Here is a 22,525-nt window from a genome sequence, read left to right on the forward strand (position 1 = left end):
CGCCGCAGCGCCCCGGCCGTCAGTAACGGAACGTGTTGACCAGCTTGGTGAGCTCGCCGGCGAGTCCGGCCAGGTCGCCGGCTGCCCGCTGGGTGGCCCGGGCGCCGTCGGCGGTGGCCGAGGCGCCCTCGGCCACCCCGGACACGGTCTGAGCCACGTCCCCGCTGCTGGCGGCCGCCTCGGTGACGGTGCGGGTCATCTCGGCGGTCGTGGCGGTCTGCTCCTCCACCGCCGACGCGATGGTGGTGGTGTAGTCCCCGATCCGGGTGATCACCTGGGCGATGTCGCCGATGGTCGTCGCCGCCGAGCCGCTGGAGGTCTGGATCGCGCCGATGCGGGCGGTGATCTGCTCGGTGGCCTTGGCGGTCTGCTGGGCCAGGTCCTTGACCTCTCCGGCGACGACCGCGAAGCCCTTGCCGAGTTCCCCGGCCCGGGCGGCCTCGATGGTGGCGTTGAGCGCCAGGAGGTTGGTCTGCTCGGCGATGCTGGTGATCAGCTTGACCACGTCGCCGATCTCGGCGCTGGCCGTGCCGAGCTCGGCGACCTGCGCGTTGGTGGTGTCCGCGGCGACCATCGCCTGTGCTGCCACCTGGGCCGCCTGGGTGGCGTTGGAGGCGATCTCGGCGATGGAGGCACTCATCTGCTCGGCGCCGGCCGCGATGGACTGCACACCGGCGTTGACCTGCTCGCTGGCGGAGCTCGCCGTGCCGGCTTTGTCGGACACGTCCGCCGCGCTGCTGCGCAGCCGGGTGCTCACGTCGGTCAGCTCCGCCGCGGCGGCCGTGAGGGTGACAGCGGTCCCCGCGATGCCGCGGATGGTGCTGACGACCTTGTCGACGAACCGGTTGAAGGCCTCCGCCAGCTGACCCGCCTCGTCATCGCGGTCGGCCTTGACCCGCTGGGTCAGGTCGCCGTCGCCGTCCGCGATCTCGATCATGCGATCGCGGAGCCGCTCGATCGGGCGCACGATGGTGCGGGCCACCGCGAAAGCGGCCAGCGCGGCCAGCAGGACGGCCGCGACCGCGAGCATGATGCTGACCCGGCGGGTGGCGTAGGCGTCGGCCAGCACGGTGGCGGTCGGCACGGAGACGACCAGTGACCAGGTGTCGCTGCGGCCCAGCCGCACCGGGGCGGCGATCTCCAGCATCTCCTCACCGTCGCCGGAGACCCGTTGCTCGGGGCGGCCCGCTCGGACGGCACCGGTCGCCAGCTCGACGAGGCTCCGGTCCGCGGGCTTGCCGGCGGCCGCCGGGTCCCCGCCGGCGACCACAGCTCCGGCGGTGCTGAGCAGCACGGCCCGGCCGGTGCCGAAGGGCCTGATGCCCGCGACGAGCTCCTGCAGGCTGGTGAGAGCCATGTCGATGCCGGCGACACCCACGACCTTGCCGCTCCGCTCGACCGGCACGGCCACCGACGTCATCAGGATGTCCTGACCACCCACGTTGTAGGCGTAGGGCTCGATGACCTTCTCGGCCCCACTGTTCCTGGCGATCAGGTAGTAGTCACCGGCACCGGGCTTCTCGTAGTCCACCAGCGGGGCCAGGCTGATCTTGCCGTTGTCACGGAACCAGTACGGCACCAGCCGTCCGCTCGCGTCGTGCCCGGCGTCAGCCTTGCGGAAGGCGGCATCCCGGTTGTCGAACGCGTTGGGCTCCCACCCCGTCCACGTACCGAGGTATTCGGGGTGCACGCTGAGAACCGCTTGCAGCTGGGCGTTCACCGTACGTCGATCACCACCGGACGCGGCGGTGGCCTGCAGCACCTGGGCCATGTCGCGCGCGGTTCCCAGTCCGGTCGCGAGCTGCTGCTGCACCTCAGCGGCGTTGCGCCCGGCCACCTCCTCGGCATAGGCGAAGCCCGCCCTCCGGGCGTCGGCGGCGTTACGGCCGGTGATGTACGAGACGACCGCCAGCATGGAGATCACCAGGACCAGCACCATACTGGCGACAACCCGCACTTTGATCGTGAATCGAGGACGGCGCACCGACGCTCCTTCTGGGACCGACTGACCGGATTCGCACTACCCAGGCCAGATCGGCACCGGACGCCGGGAACTGAGCCGGTCCCGGCGGAGGCCGGCGGCCGGAAGGGCACGACCGTGCATGATCCATTGACCTCGGTCACGCCGGGTGACACCGTTGTCATCGAGATATCTCACTCCCTACCGATGGAGCGTCTGGTGCGCAATCCTGTTCGCCGGCGGGTCGCCGTCGCGACCCTCCTGGCTCTGGTGACGGGGGGCGCGGCGCTGACCGCGCCGGCCCCGGCCGGAGCCACCGCCGGAAAGCCGCAAACCGTCGTCTCGGGGAACGCCCGCTTCCAGGTGCTCTCCCCGACCCTGATCAGAACCGAGTACGCCCCCGGCGGCCGGTTCACCGACGGGGACACCTTCAACGTGATCGGCCGCGACGACTTCCGGCCGGTCCGGTTCACCAAGCGGGTCTCGCACGGCTGGCTGACCATCGACACGGGCGCGACCACCCTGCGCTACCGGGTCGGTGCCGGGCCGTTCACCGCCGACAATCTGACCGTACGCCTGAAAGCCGGCCGCCAGACCGTGACCGCCGCACCCTGGGCCGGGCTCGGCGCCCCCGACTGTGCCCCCGGCGTCCTGTGCGAGGCCGAGGCGCTCGCGCTCAACGGCCTGAGCGCGGCCACCGACCACCGCGACTACACCGGCCGGGGATTCGTGGCCGGTTTCGAGGGCACGGGCAACTCGCTCGCCTTCGCCGTCACCCCCGCGGCGGCGGGCACCCAGCAGCTCACCGTCCGCTATGCCAACAGCACCGGCGGGGACGGCCAGAACGTCGCCCGCACTCTGACTGTCACAGTTGACGGTGTCGCGGCCGGGACGTTGAGCCTGCCGCCGACCGCCAACTGGGACACCTGGGCGCTCGCCGCCGTACCGCTGGATCTGCCGGCCGGCCGGCACGAGGTCGGCCTCGTGCGGACGGCGACCGACTCCGGCAATGTCAACATCGACAGCCTGGCCGTGCTCGCGCCGGGTGCGGCGTACCCCGCACCCACGCCGGCCGTCCCGCAGCCCTGCGCGTTCGGCGCGGCGTGCGAGGCCGACCTGGGCGGCCTGACCGGCGGCGCCCGGCTCGCCGACGACCACAACGGCTACTCCGGCCAGGGTTTCGTGGCCGGGCTGGAACGGGCCGGGGCGGGAGTCGCCCTCACCGTGACCGGTGTGCCGGCCGCGGGTGACTACCGGGTGCAGGTGCGCTACGCCAACGGTCAGGCCGGCAACCAGCCTGTCCAGACGCGGACGATGGCGGTGACGGCCGATGACACCGCGCCGGCCACGATGACGCTGCCGCCGACCAGCGGGTGGGACTACTGGCGTACCGCGTCGGTCCTGGTCTCACTGCGGGCCGGCACGAACACGGTGGCGCTCGGCTGCCCCACCGAGCAGAGCTGCAACGTCAACGTGGACACCGTCGCGGTCACCACGAAGGGCGCACCGCTGCTCGCCCCGCACGCGCCGCTCGGCGGTTACCGTCGCGGGCTGGACAACGTCAACGGCGGCGCGCGCACCTACGGCGGGCTGCTCTACCAGGACGGCTGGTCGCTGCTCGACGACTCGGCGTCGGCGCTCCACCGCCCGGCCACCGGCACCGTCACGCAGCGCCGGACCGCCGGGCAGGACGGGTACGTCTTCGCGTACGGCCAGGACTACCGCCGCGGGCTGCGTGAGCTGTCCACGCTGACCGGGCCGACCAAGCTGCTGCCCCGCTGGGCGTACGGCGTCTGGTACTCGGAGTACTACGACCGGACGGCGACCGAGTTCCAGGGGCTGGTGTCGCGGTTCGCCCGTGAGGGTGTGCCGCTGGACGTGCTCGTCGTGGACACCGACTTCAAGGCGCCGGACAAGTGGAACGGCTGGTCGATCGATGCCACCCGGTTCCCCGACTGGAAGGCGTTCGCCGCCGGGCTGCGCTCCCGGGGCGTGCACACCGGACTGAACATCCACCCGAGCATCCTCGGCTCCGACCCGGCGTTCCCGCGGGCGCAGCAGCTGGCCCGGGGCAAACTGCAGAAGGTCGGCTGCAACGGCGGCCCCGACTGCTACGTGTTCGACTTCGGTGACCCCGACCAGCTGAGGGCGTACCTGTGGCTGCACGACCAGATGGGCGCCGCGGGCGTCGACTTCTGGTGGCTGGACTGGTGCTGCGACAGCTCCCGGTCCACCCTGGCCGGCGTCACCCCGGACGCCTGGATCAACCAGCAGTACGCCGACAAGACCGGCTTCGCCTTCTCCCGGGCGTACGGGTCGTTGCAGGCCGGCGGCTACGGCAACCCGGGCCCCGTGCCGACCGGGCCGTGGGCCGACAAGCGGACCACGCTGCACTTCACCGGCGACACCATCTCGAACTGGGAGACCCTGCGGTTCGAGGTCGGCTACACCCCGGGCGAGTCGGCGGCGACCGGGCTGGCCGCGGTCAGCCACGACATCGGCGGGCACACCGGCGGGCTCCAGGAGCCGGGCAGTGAGCCGGGCAGCACCAAACTGCCCGACGACCTGTACGCCCGCTGGGTCCAGCTGGGCACGTTCCAGCCGATCGACCGCCTGCACTCCAACCACAGCGACCGGTTGCCCTGGCAGTACGGCCCGGCCGCGAACGCCTCGGCCAGGAAGTTCCTCAACCTGCGCAAGAAGATCCAGCCCTACACGTACGCGGCGGCGGCTGAGGCCACCCGCACCGGCACCCCCATCGTCCGGCCGATGTACCTGGCCTACCCGGGCGAGCAGGAGGCCTACGCGACGGCCGGCAGCCAGTACCTGTACGGCCCGGACCTGCTGGTCGCCCCGGTGACCACGCCGGGGACGACCGCCGCCACGACGGTGTGGTTCCCGCCCGGCAGCACCTGGACGGACTACTTCACCGGCAAGCGGTACGCGGGCGGCACCACCGCCGCGGTCACCACGACGCTGGACACCATGCCGGTCTTCGTCCGTTCCGGAGCATCCCGGCCGTAACCGAGGCAGAGCAGCAGAGCGGCGGGTGCCGGGCAGCTTCCAGGCCCGGCACCCGCCGCTCGCGTCTACGCGGGTTCGATCCAGAGGTTGCGGTAGCGGACGTTGGCGCCCGGGTCGCCGTGGTCCTGCAGGCGGATGGGCAGCATCTCCGGTCCCTCGGGGGCGCCGTTGCCGGTCGGGCCGTCGACGGCGACGTTGTTGTGCACCGTCGTGCCGTTCCAGACCACGGTGACGCGGGCGTCCTCGGTCTTGGTCGTGCCGCTGTAGCGGGCGGCCCGGAACGTGATGTCGTAGGTCTGCCACGTCTCCGGGGCCGTTCCGGCGTTCGACGACGGCGCTCGTTTCAGGTAGATCGCCGCGCTGTCGTTGTCGGCCGGGGTCGCTTTGCCGTACGAGTCGAGGATCTGGACCTCGTAGCGGTCCTGCAGGTAGATGCCGCTGTTGGCCCGGGCCTGCCCGGTCACGTCGGCCGGCAGGTTCGGCAGCCAGAACTCGGCGTGCAGCTTGAAATCACCGAAGGTCTGCTTGGTGCGCAGGTCGCCGCCGAGCACCTCGGCCGAGCCGCCGGAGACCGGCCAGGTCGGCGCGGAGCCGTCGGAGTTCTGGAACGCGCCCAGGGTGCCCCCGTCGAACAACGTCACCCGGCTGGTGCCGTTGTGCGTCCACTTCTGCTGGGCCACATTGGCCGGCGTCCAGATCTGGAGCTGGGTGCCGTCCGCGCTCGAGCCGCCCGCGGCGTCGAGGACCTTGCCGGACTGCGGGTTGAGCAGCGACCCGTCGGCCTGGGCCTGCCACACCTGCGCGGCGCTGTTGTTGCAGGTGTAGAGCTGCACCTTGGTGCCGTCGGCGGTGCCGCCGTTGTCGATGTCGAGGCACTTGCCCAGCGCCCGCAGGGTGTCACCGTTGCGGGTCCAGCTCTGCGCGGTGGAGTTGTTGCAGGTGTAGAGCTGGACCTTCGCCTTGTCGGCGTTGCTGGCGTTGTCGACGTCGACGCACTTGCCACCGATGCCGGTGAGGGTGCCGGTCCGCGGGGTGGTCGCCGTGCTGCCACCGCCGGCGCCCACGGTCAGGCTGTCCAGGTTGACGTTACCGACGTCGCCCGTGTCCACCTTGTAGGCGACCGTGTTGCCGCCGGCCCGCAGGGTCACGGTGTCGGTCTTCGTCGCCCAGGTGTCCCAGTTGCCGGTGTCGGCCAGGCTGACCTGCCGCACCTTGCTCCCGTTGACGTACAGGCTCACGGTCTTGGCCCCGGCCGACGGGTTCGGCCCGTTGCTGAACCGCAGAGCCACGGGGTACGACCCGGCTGACGGCACGTCGACGCTGAAGGTCGTCGCCGCGCCGACCGAGCCGTACCCGGCGACGAAGCCGGAGCCGGTGTAGCCGTTGTGGTCGGAGGCCACGCCCGCGGTGCCGCTGAGGCCGGCGTTCTCGGCCTCGACCCGGTCGGTGCGCAGCGTCGTGCCGTCGGCGAGGCTGTTGAGCGTGTACCAGGCCTCGGTGCTCCACAGTGAGGTGCCCGAGGTCGAGGTGAAGGGGCGCGGGGAACGGACGCGCACAACCCGGCCCGGCTTGAGCCCGTTGAGCTTGAGTGTCACCTTGAGCCGGTCCGCCGAGAGGGTCGCCGACGCCACCGACAGAGACTCCTCGTCGACCTTGGGACCGCCGTAGGACGGGGTCGGGACGTAGCGCCACTGCTCGGCCCGGTACCGCGCGGCGAGCTGGGCGGCGGTGCTCTCCGACACGGGCTGGGTGTACTCCAGCTCGAAGCCGCCCGCGACCGCCCGCATCGCCTTGATGTCGAAGACGCTGGTGCCGTTGGGCGTCAGCTTCTGCAGCCCGTACGTGAGCTTGCCTTCCTGGCCCCAGTTGCCGCCGGCGCCGAGCCCGCCGTAGTAGAGCGCGCCGTCCGGGCCCTGGCTCAGTCGCAGCACGCCCGACTCCAGTCCCTGGGTCAGGCGGAAGACCGCGCCCTGGTACTGGCCGCCGACCTTCTCCAGGAAGGCGCGCTGGATGCCGCCGTACGTGACGTCGCCGAAGAGCATCTGCCCCGAGTACGGTCCCGAGTTCAGCAGCAGCGGCGTGCTCGGCGAGTTCGCGATCTCGTTCTGCGGCAACCACAGCACCGGCTGGGTGACCGGCTGGTTGTCGAACGGGCCGTCCGGGTTGGTGTAGTGGTTGAAGAAGCGGTTCGCCTTGATCTGCACGAGTTTCGAGGCGGGCAGCCAGCCGCCCTGGTTGTCCAGCACGAAGATGTCGCCCTCGGGTCCCCAGCCGAGACCGTCGGGGGTGCGCAGGCCGCCGGCGACGTACTCCACCGCACCGGTCGAGCGGTTGATCTTCAGGCTGGTGCCGCGGTTCGGTGAGCCCTGCGGCTGGGTGGTGGCCCCGCCGAGGTCGATGGAGACGGACAGGTTCAGGTAGAAGTAGCCGTCCTTGTAGAGCAGGCCGAACGCGAACTCGTGGAAGTTGCCGTCGAACGGCCAGGTGGCGACCCGGCGGTACTGGTCGGTGACGCCGTCGCCGTTGGTGTCGTTGAGCTCGGTGAGCTCGTGTTTCTGGGACACGTAGATCTTGCCGTCGACGATCTTCAGGCCCATCGGCTCGCGCAACCCGGTGGCGACCTTCTTGTACGTGACCTGGCTCGGCGACGTGCTGCCGGTGACGCCGCTGAGGACGTACACCTCACCGGCCACGGTCTCGCTGCCGCCCCAGGTGGCGATGGCCAGGCGCCCGTCGGGGAACCAGTCCATCGCGCTCACCTGCGGCTGGAAGCCGGCCGGGCGCAGGTTGGTCAGCGTGTAGCCGGGGTGCACGGCGTTGAGCGGCAGGCCGTCGCCGGGGCTGTCCCCCGCCGTTTCGCACTCCTTGCGCCCGGGCGCGGTCACCCGGACCACGCCGGCGTCGGTGCTCAGCGCCGAGTTCGGCACGACGGTGAACGCGGTGGCGCCCGGCTGCCGCCATTCCAGGGTGAGCTGCTGGCCGCCGGTGGCCTCGAAGTAGTCGATGTGCAGGGCGTGGTACCCGGTCGTGAGGGTGATGCCACCCTCCATCGAGGTCACGCCGTGCAGCCCGTCGTGGTTGATGACGGTCGTGCCGTCGATCAGCAGCCGCGAGCCGTCGTCGCTGGTGAGCCGGAACGTGTACAGGCCGGCCGTGGGGATGGTGACGTTGCCGATCACCTCGGCCTGGAAGTTGTCCTCGACGCCGAAGTCCGCCGCGGTGCTCCAGTTGACCGTCGGCATGAGCTTGTCGACGTTGGGGGTCTGGCCGGACTTGAGGGTGCAGATCCGGTCGCGCGCGGTCTGCAGGTCGAAGGTGCGCAGCGTGACGCCGGGCTGCTGCGGCGGGACTGCCGCGGCGGCGGGGACCGCTTGCAGCAGGCCGGCCAGCAGAGCGGCGCCGGCCAGCAGAGACATACGGGGACGGGTGAACATCGACATTCTCATAGAGCGCTCTCCCCAGACACCGGGACGGTCGGGATCGAGGGTCGACGACCATCGATGTCTGGGAACGCTAGGCTCCTTCTGCACCAAAGTCCACAACTTTGGTTAACGAGCTATGAACTTTTGCGTTTTCCTTCGAAAGTTACTCGGTGAGGTGGGCCCCGATCTCCGTCTCGCTGACCCGGGTGGGCTCCAGCACCCGGTGCAGGAACTCGCGGGTGCGCCCCTCGCGAGGGCTGCCGAACACGGTGGCGGGCGGCCCTTGCTCGACGATCACCCCGTCGTCCATGAAGACCACGCGTGCGGCGACCTCCCGGGCGAACGCCATCTCGTGGGTGACCACGAGCATCGTCATGCCCTCGGCGGCCAGGCCGCGCATGACCGCGAGCACCTCGCCGACCAGCTCGGGGTCGAGGGCGCTGGTCGGCTCGTCGAAGAGCATCAGCTGCGGGTCCATCGCCAGGGCCCGGGCGATGGCGACCCGCTGCTGCTGGCCGCCGGACAGCTGGGCGGGATACGCATCGGCCTTGTCGGCCAGACCGACCCGGTCCAGGTTCACCGTGGCGATCCGGCCGGCCTCGGCCCGGCTGCGCTTGAGGACCCGGCGCTGGGCGATGGTGACGTTCTCCCGGACGGTCAGGTGCCCGAACAGGTTGAACTGCTGGAAGACCATGCCGATGCCGCGGCGGACGGCGTCGATGTCGCAGTCCGGGTCGGTGACCTCGACGCCGGCCACCCGGATCGTGCCGGCGCTGGGCTCCTCCAGCAGATTCACACAGCGCAGCAACGTGGACTTGCCGGAGCCGGACGGACCGATGACACAGACGACCTCGCCCGGATCGACCGACAGGTCGATGCCGCGCAGCACCTCCAGCCGGCCGAAGGACTTGTGCAGGCCGGCGATCTCGATGGTGGACACCGTGTTCACCTCTCTCTCCGGGCCCGGCGCTCCAGCCCGCGGACCAGCTGGGACAGCGGCAGGGTGATCACGAGATAGAGCAGACCGGCCACCACCAGCGGGGTCGGGTTGACCCGCGTGTTGAGCGCGTCGCCGGCGAACTTGGTCAGCTCGATCGTCGTCGAGGTCACGCCGAGGACGTAGACCAGCGAGGTGTCCTTGGTCAGCAGGATGATCTCGTTGGTCAGCGGCGGGATGACGATGCGGAACGCCTGCGGCAGCACGATGGAGATCATCGCGCGGGTGTGCGACATGCCGAGCGTACGGGCGGCCTCGAGCTGCCCCTTGGGCACCGCCTGGATGCCGGCCCGGATGGTCTCCGCCATGTAGGCGGCGGCCGTCAGGCCGAGACCGACGGTCACCGAGCCGTAGACCCCGCCGGGGATCTCCCGGTCCGGGAAGGCCAGCGGCACGCCGTAGCCGACCATGAACAACACCAGCAGCGCGGGCAGGCCGCGGAACAGCTCGATGTAGGCGGTGGCGAGCCACCGGTACGGCAGGATGGACGACAGCCGCATCAGGGCCAGGACCAGCCCGACCGTGAGACCGAAGACGAACGCCAGCAACGTGTACGCGATGGTGTTGCGCAGCGCGACGGTGATCGCCTGGGGGAACATGCTCCCGGCGACGTCGAGCCGGAAGAACGCCTCGGACAGCCGGCCCCAGTCCGCGGCGCTCACCGCGGCCACGATCACCAGCGCGAAGACGACATAGCCGGCGACGCGGACGATCCGCTGCCGCCGGCGACGGCTCATGACCATGTCGAGGATCAACCGACCGGCTTCTCGCCGATCCAGCTCTTGTAGATCTTGTCGTACGTGCCGTCGGACCGCGCCGCGGTGAGGGCCTCGTTGACGACCGCGAGCAGCGCCGCGTTGCCCTTCTTGACGGCGAAGCCGTACTGCTCGCCGGTGTCGAACCCGGTGGCGACGACGACCTTGCCCGGGTTGGCCTTGATGTACTCGTTCCACACCGGCAGGTCGTTGACGGCCGCGACGATCTGGTTGGTGGCCAGCGCCTGCTGCAGCGCGGCCAGGTCGCGGTAGGACACCACCTCGATGTCCAGCTTCTTCGCCTTGACCTGGGCCTTGATGTATTCCTCGCCGGTGGTCCCGCCCTGCACGCCGAGGCGCTTGCCGACCAGTTCCTCCAGCGTCTTGACCTCCTTGCCGGTGAGCACGGCGAGCGCCTGGGTGGCGTCGAAGTACGGCTCGGAGAAGTCGAGCACGCGCTTGCGCTCGTCGGTGATGGTCATGCCGGCCGCGGCGATGTCGCACTTGCCGGCGTTGAGGTCGGAGCCGGACTTGATGCCCTCGAACGGCGTGTCCACGATCTCCTGGGTCACCTTGAGCCTGGCGGCGACCAGGTCGACGAGCGCGACGTCGAAGCCGACGACCTTGCCGGCCGCGTCCTTGGACTGGAACGGTGCGTACGGAAGGTGGGTGCACGTGGTGAGCACCCCGGACTTCACCAGCGCCACGCCGGTGTCGGTGGTGCCCCCGGTGTCCTCTTTGGCGCAGCCGGCCACGCCGCTGATCGCCAGCACCGCGGCGGCCGCGAGGGCCGCCGCGCGACTCTGTCCCTGCATGTTCATGGTGTCTCCCCGGTCCCGGCCCACGCCCGCGGCGGGCGCTGCCAGGTTAGTCCAGGGCGATCAAGAACATCTATGCCCTACCGGAGGACGAGGTCTTCGACACAACGATCTTCAGGACAGCAGCTCGACGTAGCCATCGGTGCCATGGACGCGGATCCGCTGGCCGTCGCGGATGAGCCGGGTGGCCTGCGGCACGGCGACGACGGCCGGCAGGCCGTACTCCCGGGCGATCACCGCGCCGTGGGTCATCTGGCCCCCCACCTCCGTCACCAGGCCGGCGATGCCGACGAACAGCGGCGACCAGCTCGGGTCCGTGAAGGACGTGACCAGGATGTCGCCCGCCTCCAGGTCGGCCCGCGCCAGGTCGAGGACGACGCGGGCCCGGCCCTCGACCGTCCCGCCGGAGACCGGCAGCCCGGCCAGGGCGTCGGCCGGCAGGTCGGCGCGCCGGTACGAGCCCAGGACCGCCACACCGTCCGAGGTCAGCACCCGCGGCGTGGTGAGCGCCTGGTACGCCCGGAACTCCTCCTTGCGCCGCGCGACGAGCCGGCCGTCCACCCGGTGCGTCCGTACGACGTCGTGGAGCTCCTGGAAGGTGAGGTAGAAGATGTCCTCCTCGCCGGCGAGCACGCCGTCCCGCACGAGGCGCGCGGCCTCGTCCAGCAGAGCTTGCTTGTAGAGGAAGTAGCGGCAGATGATGCCGTACTTGGGATACTCCCGGTAGCCGATGAAGGTGCGGACCCGGTCGATCATCCGCTCGGTCTCGGCGGCCTTCTGCTCGCCGTCCGGCAGCGCGCGCAGGCGTTCGAGCACCTCCTGCGCCTTCTCCTGGGCCTGCTGCCGCCCCTGCTCGAAGCGCCGCCCGGCGGCTCCCGGCCCGAAGTTGCGGACATTGTCGAGGATGACCGGCACGAGCGTGGTCGGTCGCTCCCGCCAGCGCGGCCGGGTGATGTCGATCTCGCCGACGCAGCGCATGCCGTACCGGTCGAGGTAGGTCTCGATGGCCTCGCGCGCCTCGGTCCCGCCCGCGACCTTGGGCAGCTCGTCCAGGAACCCCTCGTCCTCGACGCCACGCAGGAACGCCACCACCTCGGGGTGCGGACGGATCACGTCGGCGACGTCCAGCAGCGCCAGGCCCATCTCCGAAGTGATGTTGCCCGGAGCGGACAGCGTCAGGGTGTCGGCCGCGTTCTTCTCGCCCAGCCACTCCCGCAGCCGGTCGTTGAGCCACCAGGTGGCCTCCATGCCCGCCATGATCGCCTGCATGCTCACCGGATCACTGAGGACCCGCTTGTGCTCCTCGAACGCCTCCAGCAGGAAATCGAACAGCGCCGGCCCCGTCTTCGTACGGATGTCACGCCGCAGGGCGGCGACGGACGCCTCACTGCGGGCGATCAGCTCGGTGACGACGGCCGGGTCGGTCGCGATCGGGGCGGGCCCGGCACCGCCGGCCGGCCGGCCGGGACCCGCGTCCGGGGACAGCGGCACGAAGTCACGGTTGAGGACCGTCTCCAGCGCGTCCCGGGTCAGCGGATCGGACCGGGCCGCCATGTCCAGCAGCCCGGAGCGGCCCGCGGAGGTGGCCAGGGCCCGGGTGACGTCGACGAACAGCCGCCCGCCGGCCTCGTGCATCGGCGCCATGGCCGTCAGCTGCCACATCGACCAGCCCAGCGGCCGCATGGCGTCGGTCATCATCTGCTGGTGGCCGACGGACAGGTACACACGCGCCTGGTCATCGCCGGCGGGGACGGGGAACAGCGTCGTGATCGGGCGGCTCTGCACGATCCGGAAACCGTCCTCGGCCAGGCACCACTCGATGTCCTGCGGGCGGCCGAAGTGGGCCTCGATCCGCCGTCCCAGCCGTACCAGCTCCAGGACCTGCGCGTCCGTCAGCGCGGGCTGCTGCTGCCGGGGTGCATCGATCGCCACCTGCTGCGTACCGCCGCCGGGCCGAGCCTGCACGGCCCGCTCCTTCGCGGCGATCGTCCGGGACACGATCTCGTCCCGGCGCACCTGGTAGACGTCCGGGTTGACCAGGCCGGAGACCAGCGCCTCGCCGAGCCCGAAGCCCGCGTCCACGGTGGCGGCCGTCCGGTCGCCGGTGAGCGGGTCGGCGGTGAACAGGATGCCGGCGGCCTGCGGGAACACCATCCGCTGCACCACCACGGCCATGCCGACCGTACGGTCGTCGATGCCGTTGCGCCGGCGGTAGATCACCGCCCGTTCGGTGAACAGGGAGGCCCAGCACCGGCTGACGTGCTGCAGGATCGCCGCGGGCCCCACCACGTTCAGGTACGTGTCCTGCTGGCCGGCGAAGGACGCTGTGGGCAGGTCCTCCGCCGTCGCGCTGGACCGTACGGCGTAAGCGGCCTGCCCGCCGTGCTCGGCTGTCGCGCGGGTGATGTCGGCCGCGAGATCTCCCGGGATGGTGATCCCTTCGATGCTCCCGCGGATCTCCGCGCTCAGGGTGCGGAGCCCTTCCCGGTCGTCCGGGTCCAGAGCCGACAGCCGAGCGAGCTGATCGTCGATCGTCGGCACTGCCGCCAGGATCCGCCGGAAGGCGTCGGTCGTCACACAGAAGCCGGCCGGCACCCGGACGCCGTCGAGCCGGGACAACGCCCCCAGCTGCGCGCCCTTGCCGCCGGCCACCGTAACCTGCGTCCCGTCGATCCGGTCGAGATCAAGCACGTACCGCCCGGTCACCGCGGTCGCCCATCGGCCGACAACATACGCACGTGGTGTCCCCATTTCCGCAGGTGGTGGTCTCGGCGGACGATTCTGCGCCACCACCGGGGTCTTGCCGCAAGCCCCCCGGTCCGCTATACGTTAGAAGTGGCAGGGAGTGTTCTCCCTGCCTTTCGCTTTCTCCCGCTCATCGGTGTCGGCCGGACAGGGGGAACCATCGGGCGGGTCCAGCGCCCTTACTCCGGTATGGGCTTGCTCCGCGGTGCGGGACCCGCCGGCTACGAGGATTTCGTGGCCGGCCGGTACCGCGAGATCGTTCGCTTCGGCGCGCTGCTGGCCGGGGACAGCCGGCTGGGTGAGGACCTCGCCCAGGAGGGTCTGATCGCGGCGTACCGGTCGTGGTCCCGGCTGGGTGCGCCCGACGGGCGACCGGAGGCGTACGTCCGGCAGGTGATGATCCGGGCCGCGATGCGGGCCCGGCGCCGGCGCTGGCGCGGCGAGGTGCCGACCGAGCAGCTGCCGGACACCTCCCGCCGGGGTTTCGCGGAGCAGGTCGACCTCAGCGTGCAGGTGTTCGCCGGCCTGCGCCGGCTGCCCGCCGACCAGCGGGTGGTGCTCGTGCTGCGGTTCTGGGCCGACGCCTCCGAGGCCGAGGTGGCGCAGACCCTCGGCGTCGCGGTGGGCACGGTCAAGAGCCGCACGTCCCGCGCCCTGGCGGCGTTGCGCGCCAGTGGCCTGTTCATCGAATCCGCCCGGGAGACGCTGTGAACACCAGCCAGGTCACCGAACTCCTCGACCGCGCGGCCACCTCCGTGACCCCGTCCGAGACCGATCCCGCCGCCCGGATGCTCGCCCTCGGGCGACGCAGTGTGCGCCGCCGCCGTGCCTGGAAGGCTGCCGCCTCCGCCGCCGTGGCCGTGCTGACCCTGCCCATCGTTCTCGCTGTCGTGGGCCGGCCCGGCGTCGACGGACAGCCGGGGACCCCGGTGCGCTTCGGCGGCGTGTCTGTCGTCGTACCGGATGGCTGGCGGACGAGCACGGTCCAGAACTTCAACGCGTGCACCGCCGAGCCGCGCACCGTCTACCTCGCCGCCCAGTGGGACTTCATGCCGTCGGATTCTGTCCCTCCCGGGGGTGGTCTCGTCGTCTGCCGGTCGGACGGTGAGCCGTGGATGGCTCTCGTGGAGCGGGGGATCAACCCGTCCCTCGACCCGGAGCAGCTGGTGGTCAGGGACGAGCAACTGCTCCAGGTGGAACAGGCCGGCACCCTCGGGGTCACCTCCACCTGGACGTACCGGCCGTACACGGGCCCGATCGAGGCGACGGCGGCCCTCATCTCGGGTGACGAGAAGCGTCGCGAGCAGTTGCTCGACCGCATCACCTGGCCCGCTCCCCCGGCGGCCCCGGCCTCCGGTGGCCTGACGTTGCCCGCCCGGATCACCAGCGCCACCACCGACGCGCCGCCCGGCAACGGCATGGTGGTCGCCACGGACGCCAGGACCCTGAACCGGATCCGGGCTGCCCTCGCCGAGCTGAGCGACCCGGTGCCGGCCGGCGCGGCGTGCGTGCTGCGCGGGTCCGAGGCGGTCGGCATCAGCATCGGCGAGGTCACCGTGGTGCTGGGCGACGAGAACTGCCCACAGGCGATCTCGACCGGCGGCGGCCGGGTCCGGATCCCGGCCGGCCTCGGCGAGGAACTGCTCGGCCTCATCGTGGCGAGCGACCGCGCCGCGACCGAACGGGCCACCAAGGACTGACCCGGCCTCAGGTCCGGCTGAAGACCCTCAGGTCGGCCCGAGGACCCTCAGGTCCGGATCAAGGCAGGAAGCGCACCTCGGGGAAGGCCCGGCTCGGACCGTCGAGCAGGTGCCCTCGGCGGTGGCGCAGGTGCCGGTCGAAGAAGGCGAGCGGGTACTCCTGCTGGATCCGTACCGCCCGGGCCGGGTCGAGGGTGCCGATCCAGCCGGCGAGCTCCTCGGCACTCATCCCGGTGAGTGTGGCCAGCTGCGGGACCAGCCACTGGTGGTCGCAGTACGCCCCGTGCAACGCGCCGTCCGCCTGCACGTTGAGCCGCCATCCCCGCAGCAGTGACCAGAACTCCTCGACGCTCGGCTCGGCGGCCCGGTTGAACTCGGCGGTCATCAGCATGAACGGCCGGTCGAGCCCGGTGACCGGCGGCTGCGACTGCATCGGGCCGTCGAGGCTGAGCCCGGCCCGCACCCGCCGGTCGGTGTTCATGACCAGGGCGGTGGCCGTCGCCCCCTTCGACCAGCCGAACATGCCGGCCCGGCGCGGATCCAGCGTGGCCCCCAGACCGGCCGGCAACCGGCGGTGCCCGGCGTCGGGATTGCGGCCGGCGACGAGGTCCTCGATCCGGTCGAGCACGAAACGGACGTCGTTCGCGTGGTCCCACGGCGTCACCGACACGTCGTCGGCGGGCACGGTGAGCCGGCCGTCGGGGAACTCGCTGTACGAGTCGTACGGATGGTCCACTGTGACCACCGCGTACCCGTGACTGACCAGTTCCTGCACCACGATGGTGGTTTCCGACCGGTGACCGTTGGCGCCGTGGGAGAACACGATCACGGGCCGCCGGTCCGCTGCCCGCAGCACGGGCGCTCCCTCGCGCCCCGCCGTGCGGGGCCCCGCCGCAACCTCGGGATCGAAGCCGTTGCCGGCCAGCAGAGCCCGCAGCGGCGCGGCGGTCATCCACGGCGCCGCCGGATGACTCCGGGCAGCGGGAGCGGCGGGATACCAGACACTGATCATCAGCTCCCGGTGCCGCCCCCGCCCGGCAACGAGGTCCGGGCGGGACCGGTCGACCAGGTGCAACGGGACGGTGCCGATCCGGTGCGGCCCGGTGGGTGCGGGCAGTGTCAGCCGTACGGGGCCGGGCACGGCCCGGGCTGCTCGGGCGGAACCGGCGCCGAGCGGTACGGCGACGCCGGTCGCGAGCGCGGCGGTGAGCAGGTGCCGGCGGGTCAGGGCGGTGGTCATCAGTCCTCCGGGGTGTCGGTGCTCTCGATCTGGGTGATGAGCAGCTTCAGCCGCTTGATCTCCTCGGCGAGCGCGGTGCTGCCCGCGGCGGTCAGCGTGACCCAGGTGCGGCCGCGCCGGCCCTCGTAGCCCTTCTCCACGTCGATGAGGCTCGCCATCTCCAACACGCTCAAGTGCTTGGAAAGGTTGCCGGCGGTCAGGTCCAGCTGACTGCGCAGGTAGCCGAACTCCACCCGGCGGGCCTCGTGGGCGATGGCGAGGATCCCCAGCCGCACCCGCTGGTGCACGACCTCGTCCAGCCCGGTGACCGGATGCCCGGACGACATCTGCGGCTCCGGCGCCTCGGCGGTCACCGGTGCCGCCGGCTGGCCACCGCGAACCCGGTCGCGCCCAGCAGCAGCACGATGCCGCAGATGACCTGCGGGATCGCGAAGTCGGCCCGGATGCCCCAGGACGTCCCCCATCCCTCGTTGGTGGGCAACGTCAGCGCCACGGCGAGATATCCGAGGGTGAACAGCAGCAACGCGACGTTGCGCTCCACCCGGGCCAGCACCAGCAGCGCGACCCCGATGACCCCCCACGGGGCGATCAGCCGGTCCACCACGAGCACCCAGGACGGGAACCGCACCGGGTGGTCCGGGAAGTACAGGGCGGCCGCCACCCAAGCGGCGGTGAACAGGACGGTCAGGGCGGCACCGGTGATCGCGTACGGCAGCACCCGGGCGCCCAGCCCCCGCGCCCGGGCGGCCCGGATGTAGCTGACGGTGATCCCCGCGTACGCCAGCAGGAGCGCGGGTGGCCAGTAGAAGAGCACGCCGCGCCGGGCGAACTCGCAGCTGCCGTCCGAGGCGCAGTTCACGCGCATGCCGAACCAGTCGAACGGGATCCCGACCAGGGTCACCAGGCCCAGCACCAGCAGGGCCAGCCAGGTGAGGCGCTGGTCCAGGCGTACCCGGTGGGTCAGGCCCCGGACGTCCGACAAGAGCCGGCGGGGATCGCCGCCGGCGGACATCGATTCAGTGGTCATGCCAATAGGTTTCCACAGCAAACCGATTTGCGCTAGCTCTCGATCGCACTGAACGACGGGAGTGCGCCGCCGAGCGCCTGCGGGTCCGCGCCGAGGTCGACGGCGAGGAACGGGTCACCGCGGTGCTCGTGGGGGCGACCCGACCGGGCAGCATCCTGTCCCGGCCGTTCCGCCGGGGGCGCCGGGCGGCCGGGGCCCGGGATGCCGGGTGACCGGGGCGACCGGGGTGCCGGAATGCCGGAATGCCGGGTGACCGGGGTGCCGGGTGACCGGGGTGCCGGGTGACCGGGGTGCCGGGTGACCGGGGTGCCGGGTGACCCGGGTGACCGGGGTGCCGGGTGACCGGGGTGCCGGGTGACCGGGGGCGAGCGGGGCGCCGAGCGACGGGGCGACCAGGAGGCCGGAGTGACCGGGGCGAGCGGGGTGCCGGGTGGCCGGGGCGCCGGGCGACCGGGAGGCCAATGCGACCGCGGCGCCCCGGCAGACCTGCCCAGCAGGGCGACGTTATCCGAAAAGCCGATAACGCATTCCAGGCCGTCAATACTCGATATCCAAGAACCGTTATGCCCTACGCCCCGCGAAAGTCGCAACAGTAGGCGTCACTCCACCCACGGCCCACTGACCAGGAGCAACGAAAGACATCGAAGGATGCCACTTGAATGCACGGAAACAATCTGGCAATCTCTCGAATCAGGCTGTTAACGTTCTCATCTTTTTCGTGGTCGCTGGGGGGACAGCCGTATCCCCGCCATTCGCCGTCCTCGCCGCGCCGGAAAGGCACACCTCCTCATGAAGCTCCGAACCTCCTCAGGAAGACGACGCACACTGCTGCTCTCGGCAGCGACCGCCGGTGTGGTCGTAGCCGCCAGCATCGCCGTCGTGGGCTCCGCCGAGGCCGCCACCACGCTGGGCGCCTCGGCGGCGCAGACCGGCCGTTACTTCGGTGCGGCGATCGCGGCCGGACGGTTGGGCGATAGCACCTACACCCGGATCCTGAACAGCGAGTTCAACTCGGTCACGCCTGAGAACGAGATGAAGTGGGACGCCACCGAACCGTCCCGGGGCAGCTTCAACTACAGCGGCGGTGACCGCATCCTGAACCAGGGCATCTCCATGGGTGCCAAGGTCCGCGGCCACGCCCTGCTCTGGCACCAGCAACAGCCCGGCTGGGCCCAGTCGCTGTCCGGCAGCACCCTGCGCAGCGCCGCGATCAACCACGTCACCCAGGTCGCCACCCACTACAAGGGCAAGATCTACGCCTGGGACGTGGTCAACGAAGCCTTCGCCGACGGCGGCAGCGGCGCCCGCCGCGACTCCAACCTGCAACGCACCGGCAACGACTGGATCGAAGCCGCCTTCCGCGCCGCGCGGGCCGCCGACCCGAACGCCAAGCTCTGCTACAACGACTACAACACCGACGGCATCAACGCCAAGTCGACCGGCATCTACAACATGGTGCGTGACTTCAAGTCCCGGGGCGTGCCGATCGACTGCGTGGGGTTCCAGTCGCATCTGGGCACCACGATCGACTCCACGTACCAGGCGAACCTGCAACGCTTCGCCGACCTCGGCGTGGATGTGCAGATCACCGAGCTGGACGTGCAACAGGGCGGTAACCAGGCCAACATCTACGCCTCCGTCACCCGCGCCTGCCTGGCCGTGTCCCGGTGCACCGGCATCACGGTGTGGGGCATCCGCGACAGCGACTCCTGGCGCGACGACAACCCCCTGCTGTTCGACGGCTCCGGCAACAAGAAGGCCGCCTACACCTCCGTACTCAACGCCCTCAACGCCGGTGGTAACACCAACCCCACCACGCCGCCGGTGACTCCGCCGGTCACCACGTCGCCCCCGCCGCAGACCGGCTCGGGCTGCACCGCCACGGTCTCGCTGAACAGCTGGAACGGCGGCTACGTGGCCACCGTGCGGGTCACGGCCGGCTCGTCGGCGGTCAACGGCTGGACCGTCAATGTGACGCTGCCGTCCGGTGGCGCTGTCACCGGCACCTGGAGCGCGACCAACTCCGGCACCACCGGGGCGGTCAGCTTCCGGAGCGTCGACTACAACCGCCAGCTCACCGCGGGGGGCAGCACCGAGTTCGGGTTCCAGGGCACCGGTACCGGCCCCGGCACCGCGGGCTGCACGGCCGGCTGAGGTCGCGAGCCATCCGCCGGCCCGGGGATTCCCGGGCCGGCGGCGCTTCCCCGTCTCGCCTCAACCGGTCGCGCCCGACGAACAAGCCGGCTCGACCGGGCGGCCCGCGGCGCCGGCCAGGTGCCGCACGACGGCGGCGAGGATGACCCGCTGGCCGGCCGGGGTCGGGTGCACCCCGTCGGCTTCCAGCAACTCTCCCGGCGCGCGGGCCGACACGACGTCGTGCAGGCCGACCGCCCGGGCGTCGATCCGGCGGACCCGGGCCGCGATGTCGGCCACCGCCTCCGCGTCCCAGCTCAACGGCAGGCCCGCGAAGAAGGTCCCGGCGGCCGGACCGTCGACGGCCGGCGGGGTGATCAGAGTGACGCCCGCCCTCAGCTCACCGGCGATGAGGTCGGCCAGCGCCCGCAGGTTGCGTTCGGTCTCCCGGCCGGTGGCCATGGAATATCCCGGCGTCCGGCCGTGCCGCCGGGCGTCGTTGGTGCCCAGCATCAGCAGCACGTGGGTGGGCCGGGCCGCTTCCAGCAGGTCGAAGCGTTCCAGCACATCGGCGGTCGTGTTGCCGCTGAGCCCGAGATTGCGCAGGGTCAAGCCGCCGGGGCCGGCCGCGGCGACGGCCGCGGTGAGCATCTCGAACCAGCCGACCCGGTCCGCGGTGATCGAGTCGCCGACGGCCACGACGCGGTCACCGGCCCGGAAGGGCAGCGCCTCGATCGCCGCCCGCAGCCGGTCGTCGGTGAGCAGGTCGGTCGCGGCCCGGCCGGCCTCGGCCCGCAGGGCCTCGATCCCGGCGGCGACCTCCTCCGGGCGGATGGCCAGCATCCCGGCGAGCAGGTCGTGGTGCACGGTCGCGGCCACCGGGTGGCGGGCCAGCATCGGCCAGTTCTCCGTACGGGTGTAGCGCAGGAACTGCCTGCGGTCGTGGTCGGTGGTCATCCCTTGAGCGAGCCCTGCAACAGAGCGGCGACGAAGCGGCGCTGGAAGATCAGGAAGATGGCCAGGGTCGGCGTCAGGATGAGCAGCGAGCCGGCGCACAGCAGCGGGATGTCCGTGCCCCACTGACCCTGGAACGCGCCGAGCGCACCGGCCATCGTCCGTTTCGCCGGATCATCGACCAGCACGATGGCGAGCAGGAACTGGTTCCAGGTCCACAGGAACAGCAGGATGCCCAGCGACGTCAGGGCCGGCCGGGCCAGCGGCACGTGCACCCGCCAGAACAGCTGCCAGGTGTTCGCCCCGTCGATGCGCGCCGCCTCGGAGAGCTCGTCGGGCATGGTCACGAAGTGCGCGCGCATCCACAGCACCGAGAAGGGCATGAACAGGCCGATCAGCGGCAGGATGATGGCCCATCTGGTGTTCAGGAGGCCCATGTCGCGCACCTGGTAGTACAGCGGGGTGATCAGACCCTCGAAGGGCAGCGTGAGCCCGAGGACGAAGACCAGAAAGCCGAGCCGGTGACCCGGCATCCGCAGATGCCCGAAGGCGAAGCCGGCCATGGTGCCGAACACGATCGAGACCGGTACGACGCCGAGCACGATCAGCGCGCTCGACAGCAGCAGCCGTTCCATGTTGGCGGCCTGGAACGCGTCGACGAAGTTGCCCCATTGCGGGCTGCTGGGCCAGGACAGCCCGTCCGGATAGGTGCCGGAGGGGTGCAGGGCGGTGACGAACAGACTGACGAACGGCAGCACGGTGAGCACCATGAGCAGGACCAGCAGGACCCGCCCGGTCAGGGTCTCGCGACGGGTGACGATCATCGGGTGCCGTCCCTGGTGAGCCGTTGGATCGGGAGGACGCAGAGCAGGACCAGCACGGTCAGGGCGACGGCGAGCGCCGAGGCCATGCCGACCTCCCGCTCAGCGAACGCGAGGTAGTAGATCTCCAGGCCGGGCACCATGGTGGCGTTGCCGGGGCCGCCCTGGGTGGAGACGTAGATGATGTCGAAGCTGGCCAGGGCGGAGATCACCGTGACGGTGACGCACACCCCGATCTCCTGGCGCAGGCCGGGCAGCGTGATCGAGCGGAACTCGCGGAACGGGCCGGCGCCGTCGAGCCGCGCCGCCTCGTACAGGGAATTGTCGATCTTGCTCATGCCGGCCAGCAGCAGCAGGGTGCACAGGCCGATCTGGACCCAGGCGCCGATCACCCCGACCGCGGGCAGCGCGGTGCCGAAGTCACCGAGCCAGGCCCGGGTCAGCGAGCCCAGGCCGATGCCGGAGAGCAGCTGGTTGATCAGGCCGGTGGTGGAGAGCAGCCAGGTCCACATGATGCCGGCGGCCACCAGCGGGATGACCTGGGGCAGGAACAGCACCGTCCGGGCGACCAGAGCCAGCCGGCTCTGAGCGATCTGCCGGATCGTCGCCGCGACCGCCAGTCCCAGCAGCACCGGCACGAAACTGAAGAACAGGATCAGCTCGAAGGCGTGCAGGATGGTGGCGGACAGCTCCGAGTCGGTGAACAGCCGGGCGTAGTTGTCCAGGCCGATCCAGGTAGCCGCGCCGATGCCGTTCCAGTCGTAGAAGGAGTACTGGACGGTGAGCAGCAGCGGGCGGATGACGAAGGTCAGGTAGACCGCGACGGCGGGCAGGGCGAAGAGCCAGCCGAGCCAGGCCGAGCGGGGGCGCCGGCGCCGGCGCCCCCGCTCGGTGGCCGGTTCCGCCGTCACAGCGAGAGGTCCGGCCAT

General features: G+C 71.1%; 16 protein-coding genes. 4 read left to right on the forward strand and 12 right to left on the reverse strand.

The features are described 5' to 3' along the window. Positions 1-19: 19 nt before the first annotated feature. Positions 20-1,984 (reverse strand): methyl-accepting chemotaxis protein, encoded by a 1,965-nt coding sequence (locus AB0C12_RS38495; RefSeq protein WP_360555524.1) that lies wholly within the window; start codon positions 1,982-1,984, stop codon positions 20-22. 195 nt (positions 1,985-2,179) lie between these two features. Between AB0C12_RS38495 and AB0C12_RS38500 the strand changes: the two genes are divergently transcribed. Beyond that, positions 2,180-4,984, forward strand: coding sequence for a TIM-barrel domain-containing protein (locus tag AB0C12_RS38500; protein ID WP_360555525.1), 2,805 nt, complete (start codon positions 2,180-2,182; stop codon positions 4,982-4,984). A gap of 65 nt (positions 4,985-5,049) precedes the next feature. Here AB0C12_RS38500 and AB0C12_RS38505 read toward each other — a convergent pair whose 3' ends face one another. The 5 genes from AB0C12_RS38505 to rph form a co-directional block, all read right to left on the reverse strand. Then, positions 5,050-8,430 carry a family 16 glycoside hydrolase gene (locus AB0C12_RS38505; RefSeq protein WP_360555527.1) on the reverse strand — a complete coding sequence of 1,127 codons (3,381 nt, stop codon included), beginning with the start codon at positions 8,428-8,430 and terminating at the stop codon, positions 5,050-5,052. 139 nt (positions 8,431-8,569) lie between these two features. Then, the gene (locus AB0C12_RS38510) at positions 8,570-9,346 is read right to left on the reverse strand and encodes an amino acid ABC transporter ATP-binding protein (RefSeq protein ID WP_360555529.1); all 777 of its coding nucleotides are present in this window, start codon (positions 9,344-9,346) and stop codon (positions 8,570-8,572) included. A gap of 5 nt (positions 9,347-9,351) precedes the next feature. Further along, complete coding sequence (locus AB0C12_RS38515; protein ID WP_360555530.1) at positions 9,352-10,140, reverse strand: amino acid ABC transporter permease; 789 nt, start codon at positions 10,138-10,140, stop codon at positions 9,352-9,354. Positions 10,141-10,154: 14 nt separating this feature from the next. After that, on the reverse strand, positions 10,155-10,979 hold the full coding sequence (locus tag AB0C12_RS38520) for an ABC transporter substrate-binding protein (protein WP_360555532.1): 825 nt from the start codon (positions 10,977-10,979) through the stop codon (positions 10,155-10,157). A gap of 111 nt (positions 10,980-11,090) precedes the next feature. Further along, positions 11,091-13,727 carry a rifamycin-inactivating phosphotransferase gene (gene rph, locus AB0C12_RS38525; protein ID WP_360555534.1) on the reverse strand — a complete coding sequence of 879 codons (2,637 nt, stop codon included), beginning with the start codon at positions 13,725-13,727 and terminating at the stop codon, positions 11,091-11,093. 189 nt (positions 13,728-13,916) lie between these two features. On the opposite strand from rph, the gene AB0C12_RS38530 reads away from it, so the two are divergent. After that, positions 13,917-14,432, forward strand: coding sequence for a SigE family RNA polymerase sigma factor (locus tag AB0C12_RS38530; protein ID WP_360555535.1), 516 nt, complete (start codon positions 13,917-13,919; stop codon positions 14,430-14,432). Further along, the gene (locus tag AB0C12_RS38535) at positions 14,429-15,421 is read left to right on the forward strand and encodes a hypothetical protein (protein ID WP_360555537.1); all 993 of its coding nucleotides are present in this window, start codon (positions 14,429-14,431) and stop codon (positions 15,419-15,421) included. Before AB0C12_RS38530 ends, AB0C12_RS38535 begins: the two co-directional genes overlap by 4 nt. 58 nt (positions 15,422-15,479) lie before the next feature. Here AB0C12_RS38535 and AB0C12_RS38540 read toward each other — a convergent pair whose 3' ends face one another. The 3 genes from AB0C12_RS38540 to AB0C12_RS38550 are packed head-to-tail and all read right to left on the reverse strand — an operon-like array spanning position 15,480 to position 17,688. After that, positions 15,480-16,661 carry an acetylhydrolase gene (locus tag AB0C12_RS38540; protein WP_360555538.1) on the reverse strand — a complete coding sequence of 394 codons (1,182 nt, stop codon included), beginning with the start codon at positions 16,659-16,661 and terminating at the stop codon, positions 15,480-15,482. Continuing rightward, positions 16,661-16,987, reverse strand: coding sequence for a transcriptional regulator (locus AB0C12_RS38545; protein WP_360555768.1), 327 nt, complete (start codon positions 16,985-16,987; stop codon positions 16,661-16,663). Before AB0C12_RS38545 ends, AB0C12_RS38540 begins: the two co-directional genes overlap by 1 nt. A 23-nt stretch (positions 16,988-17,010) precedes the next feature. Next, a complete protein-coding gene (locus AB0C12_RS38550) occupies positions 17,011-17,688 on the reverse strand; it encodes a hypothetical protein (RefSeq protein ID WP_360555539.1) in 678 nt (225 codons plus the stop codon). Positions 17,689-18,477: 789 nt separating this feature from the next. Here AB0C12_RS38550 and AB0C12_RS38555 point away from each other — a divergent pair. After that, positions 18,478-19,842, forward strand: coding sequence for an endo-1,4-beta-xylanase (locus tag AB0C12_RS38555; RefSeq protein WP_360555540.1), 1,365 nt, complete (start codon positions 18,478-18,480; stop codon positions 19,840-19,842). A gap of 60 nt (positions 19,843-19,902) precedes the next feature. On the opposite strand, the gene AB0C12_RS38560 is transcribed toward AB0C12_RS38555, so the two are convergent. From AB0C12_RS38560 to AB0C12_RS38570, 3 genes are read right to left on the reverse strand one after another with little or no spacing between them, the layout of a single operon-like run. Next, positions 19,903-20,778 carry a GDSL-type esterase/lipase family protein gene (locus tag AB0C12_RS38560; RefSeq protein ID WP_360555542.1) on the reverse strand — a complete coding sequence of 292 codons (876 nt, stop codon included), beginning with the start codon at positions 20,776-20,778 and terminating at the stop codon, positions 19,903-19,905. Further along, on the reverse strand, positions 20,775-21,599 hold the full coding sequence (locus AB0C12_RS38565) for a carbohydrate ABC transporter permease (RefSeq protein WP_360555543.1): 825 nt from the start codon (positions 21,597-21,599) through the stop codon (positions 20,775-20,777). Before AB0C12_RS38565 ends, AB0C12_RS38560 begins: the two co-directional genes overlap by 4 nt. Continuing rightward, entirely contained in the window at positions 21,596-22,525 is a 930-nt protein-coding gene (locus tag AB0C12_RS38570) for a sugar ABC transporter permease (protein ID WP_360555545.1), read from the reverse strand. Before AB0C12_RS38570 ends, AB0C12_RS38565 begins: the two co-directional genes overlap by 4 nt.

This window comes from Actinoplanes sp. NPDC048967 (assembly GCF_040649415.1).
Taxonomy (GTDB): domain Bacteria; phylum Actinomycetota; class Actinomycetes; order Mycobacteriales; family Micromonosporaceae; genus Actinoplanes.

What these genes read in the sequence shown, in the direction of transcription:
- AB0C12_RS38505 (WP_360555527.1), bottom strand. Translation starts at nt 8,430, where the DNA reads ATGAGAATGTCGATGTTCACCCGTCCCCGTATGTCTCTGCTGGCCGGC.
- AB0C12_RS38515 (WP_360555530.1), bottom strand. Translation starts at nt 10,140, where the DNA reads ATGAGCCGTCGCCGGCGGCAGCGGATCGTCCGCGTCGCCGGCTATGTC.
- AB0C12_RS38520 (WP_360555532.1), bottom strand. Translation starts at nt 10,979, where the DNA reads ATGAACATGCAGGGACAGAGTCGCGCGGCGGCCCTCGCGGCCGCCGCG.
- rph (WP_360555534.1), bottom strand. Translation starts at nt 13,727, where the DNA reads ATGGGGACACCACGTGCGTATGTTGTCGGCCGATGGGCGACCGCGGTG.
- AB0C12_RS38540 (WP_360555538.1), bottom strand. Translation starts at nt 16,661, where the DNA reads ATGACCACCGCCCTGACCCGCCGGCACCTGCTCACCGCCGCGCTCGCG.
- AB0C12_RS38545 (WP_360555768.1), bottom strand. Translation starts at nt 16,987, where the DNA reads ATGTCGTCCGGGCATCCGGTCACCGGGCTGGACGAGGTCGTGCACCAG.
- AB0C12_RS38550 (WP_360555539.1), bottom strand. Translation starts at nt 17,688, where the DNA reads ATGACCACTGAATCGATGTCCGCCGGCGGCGATCCCCGCCGGCTCTTG.
- AB0C12_RS38555 (WP_360555540.1), top strand. Translation starts at nt 18,478, where the DNA reads ATGAAGCTCCGAACCTCCTCAGGAAGACGACGCACACTGCTGCTCTCG.
- AB0C12_RS38560 (WP_360555542.1), bottom strand. Translation starts at nt 20,778, where the DNA reads ATGACCACCGACCACGACCGCAGGCAGTTCCTGCGCTACACCCGTACG.
- AB0C12_RS38565 (WP_360555543.1), bottom strand. Translation starts at nt 21,599, where the DNA reads ATGATCGTCACCCGTCGCGAGACCCTGACCGGGCGGGTCCTGCTGGTC.
- AB0C12_RS38570 (WP_360555545.1), bottom strand. Translation starts at nt 22,525, where the DNA reads ATGGCCGGACCTCTCGCTGTGACGGCGGAACCGGCCACCGAGCGGGGG.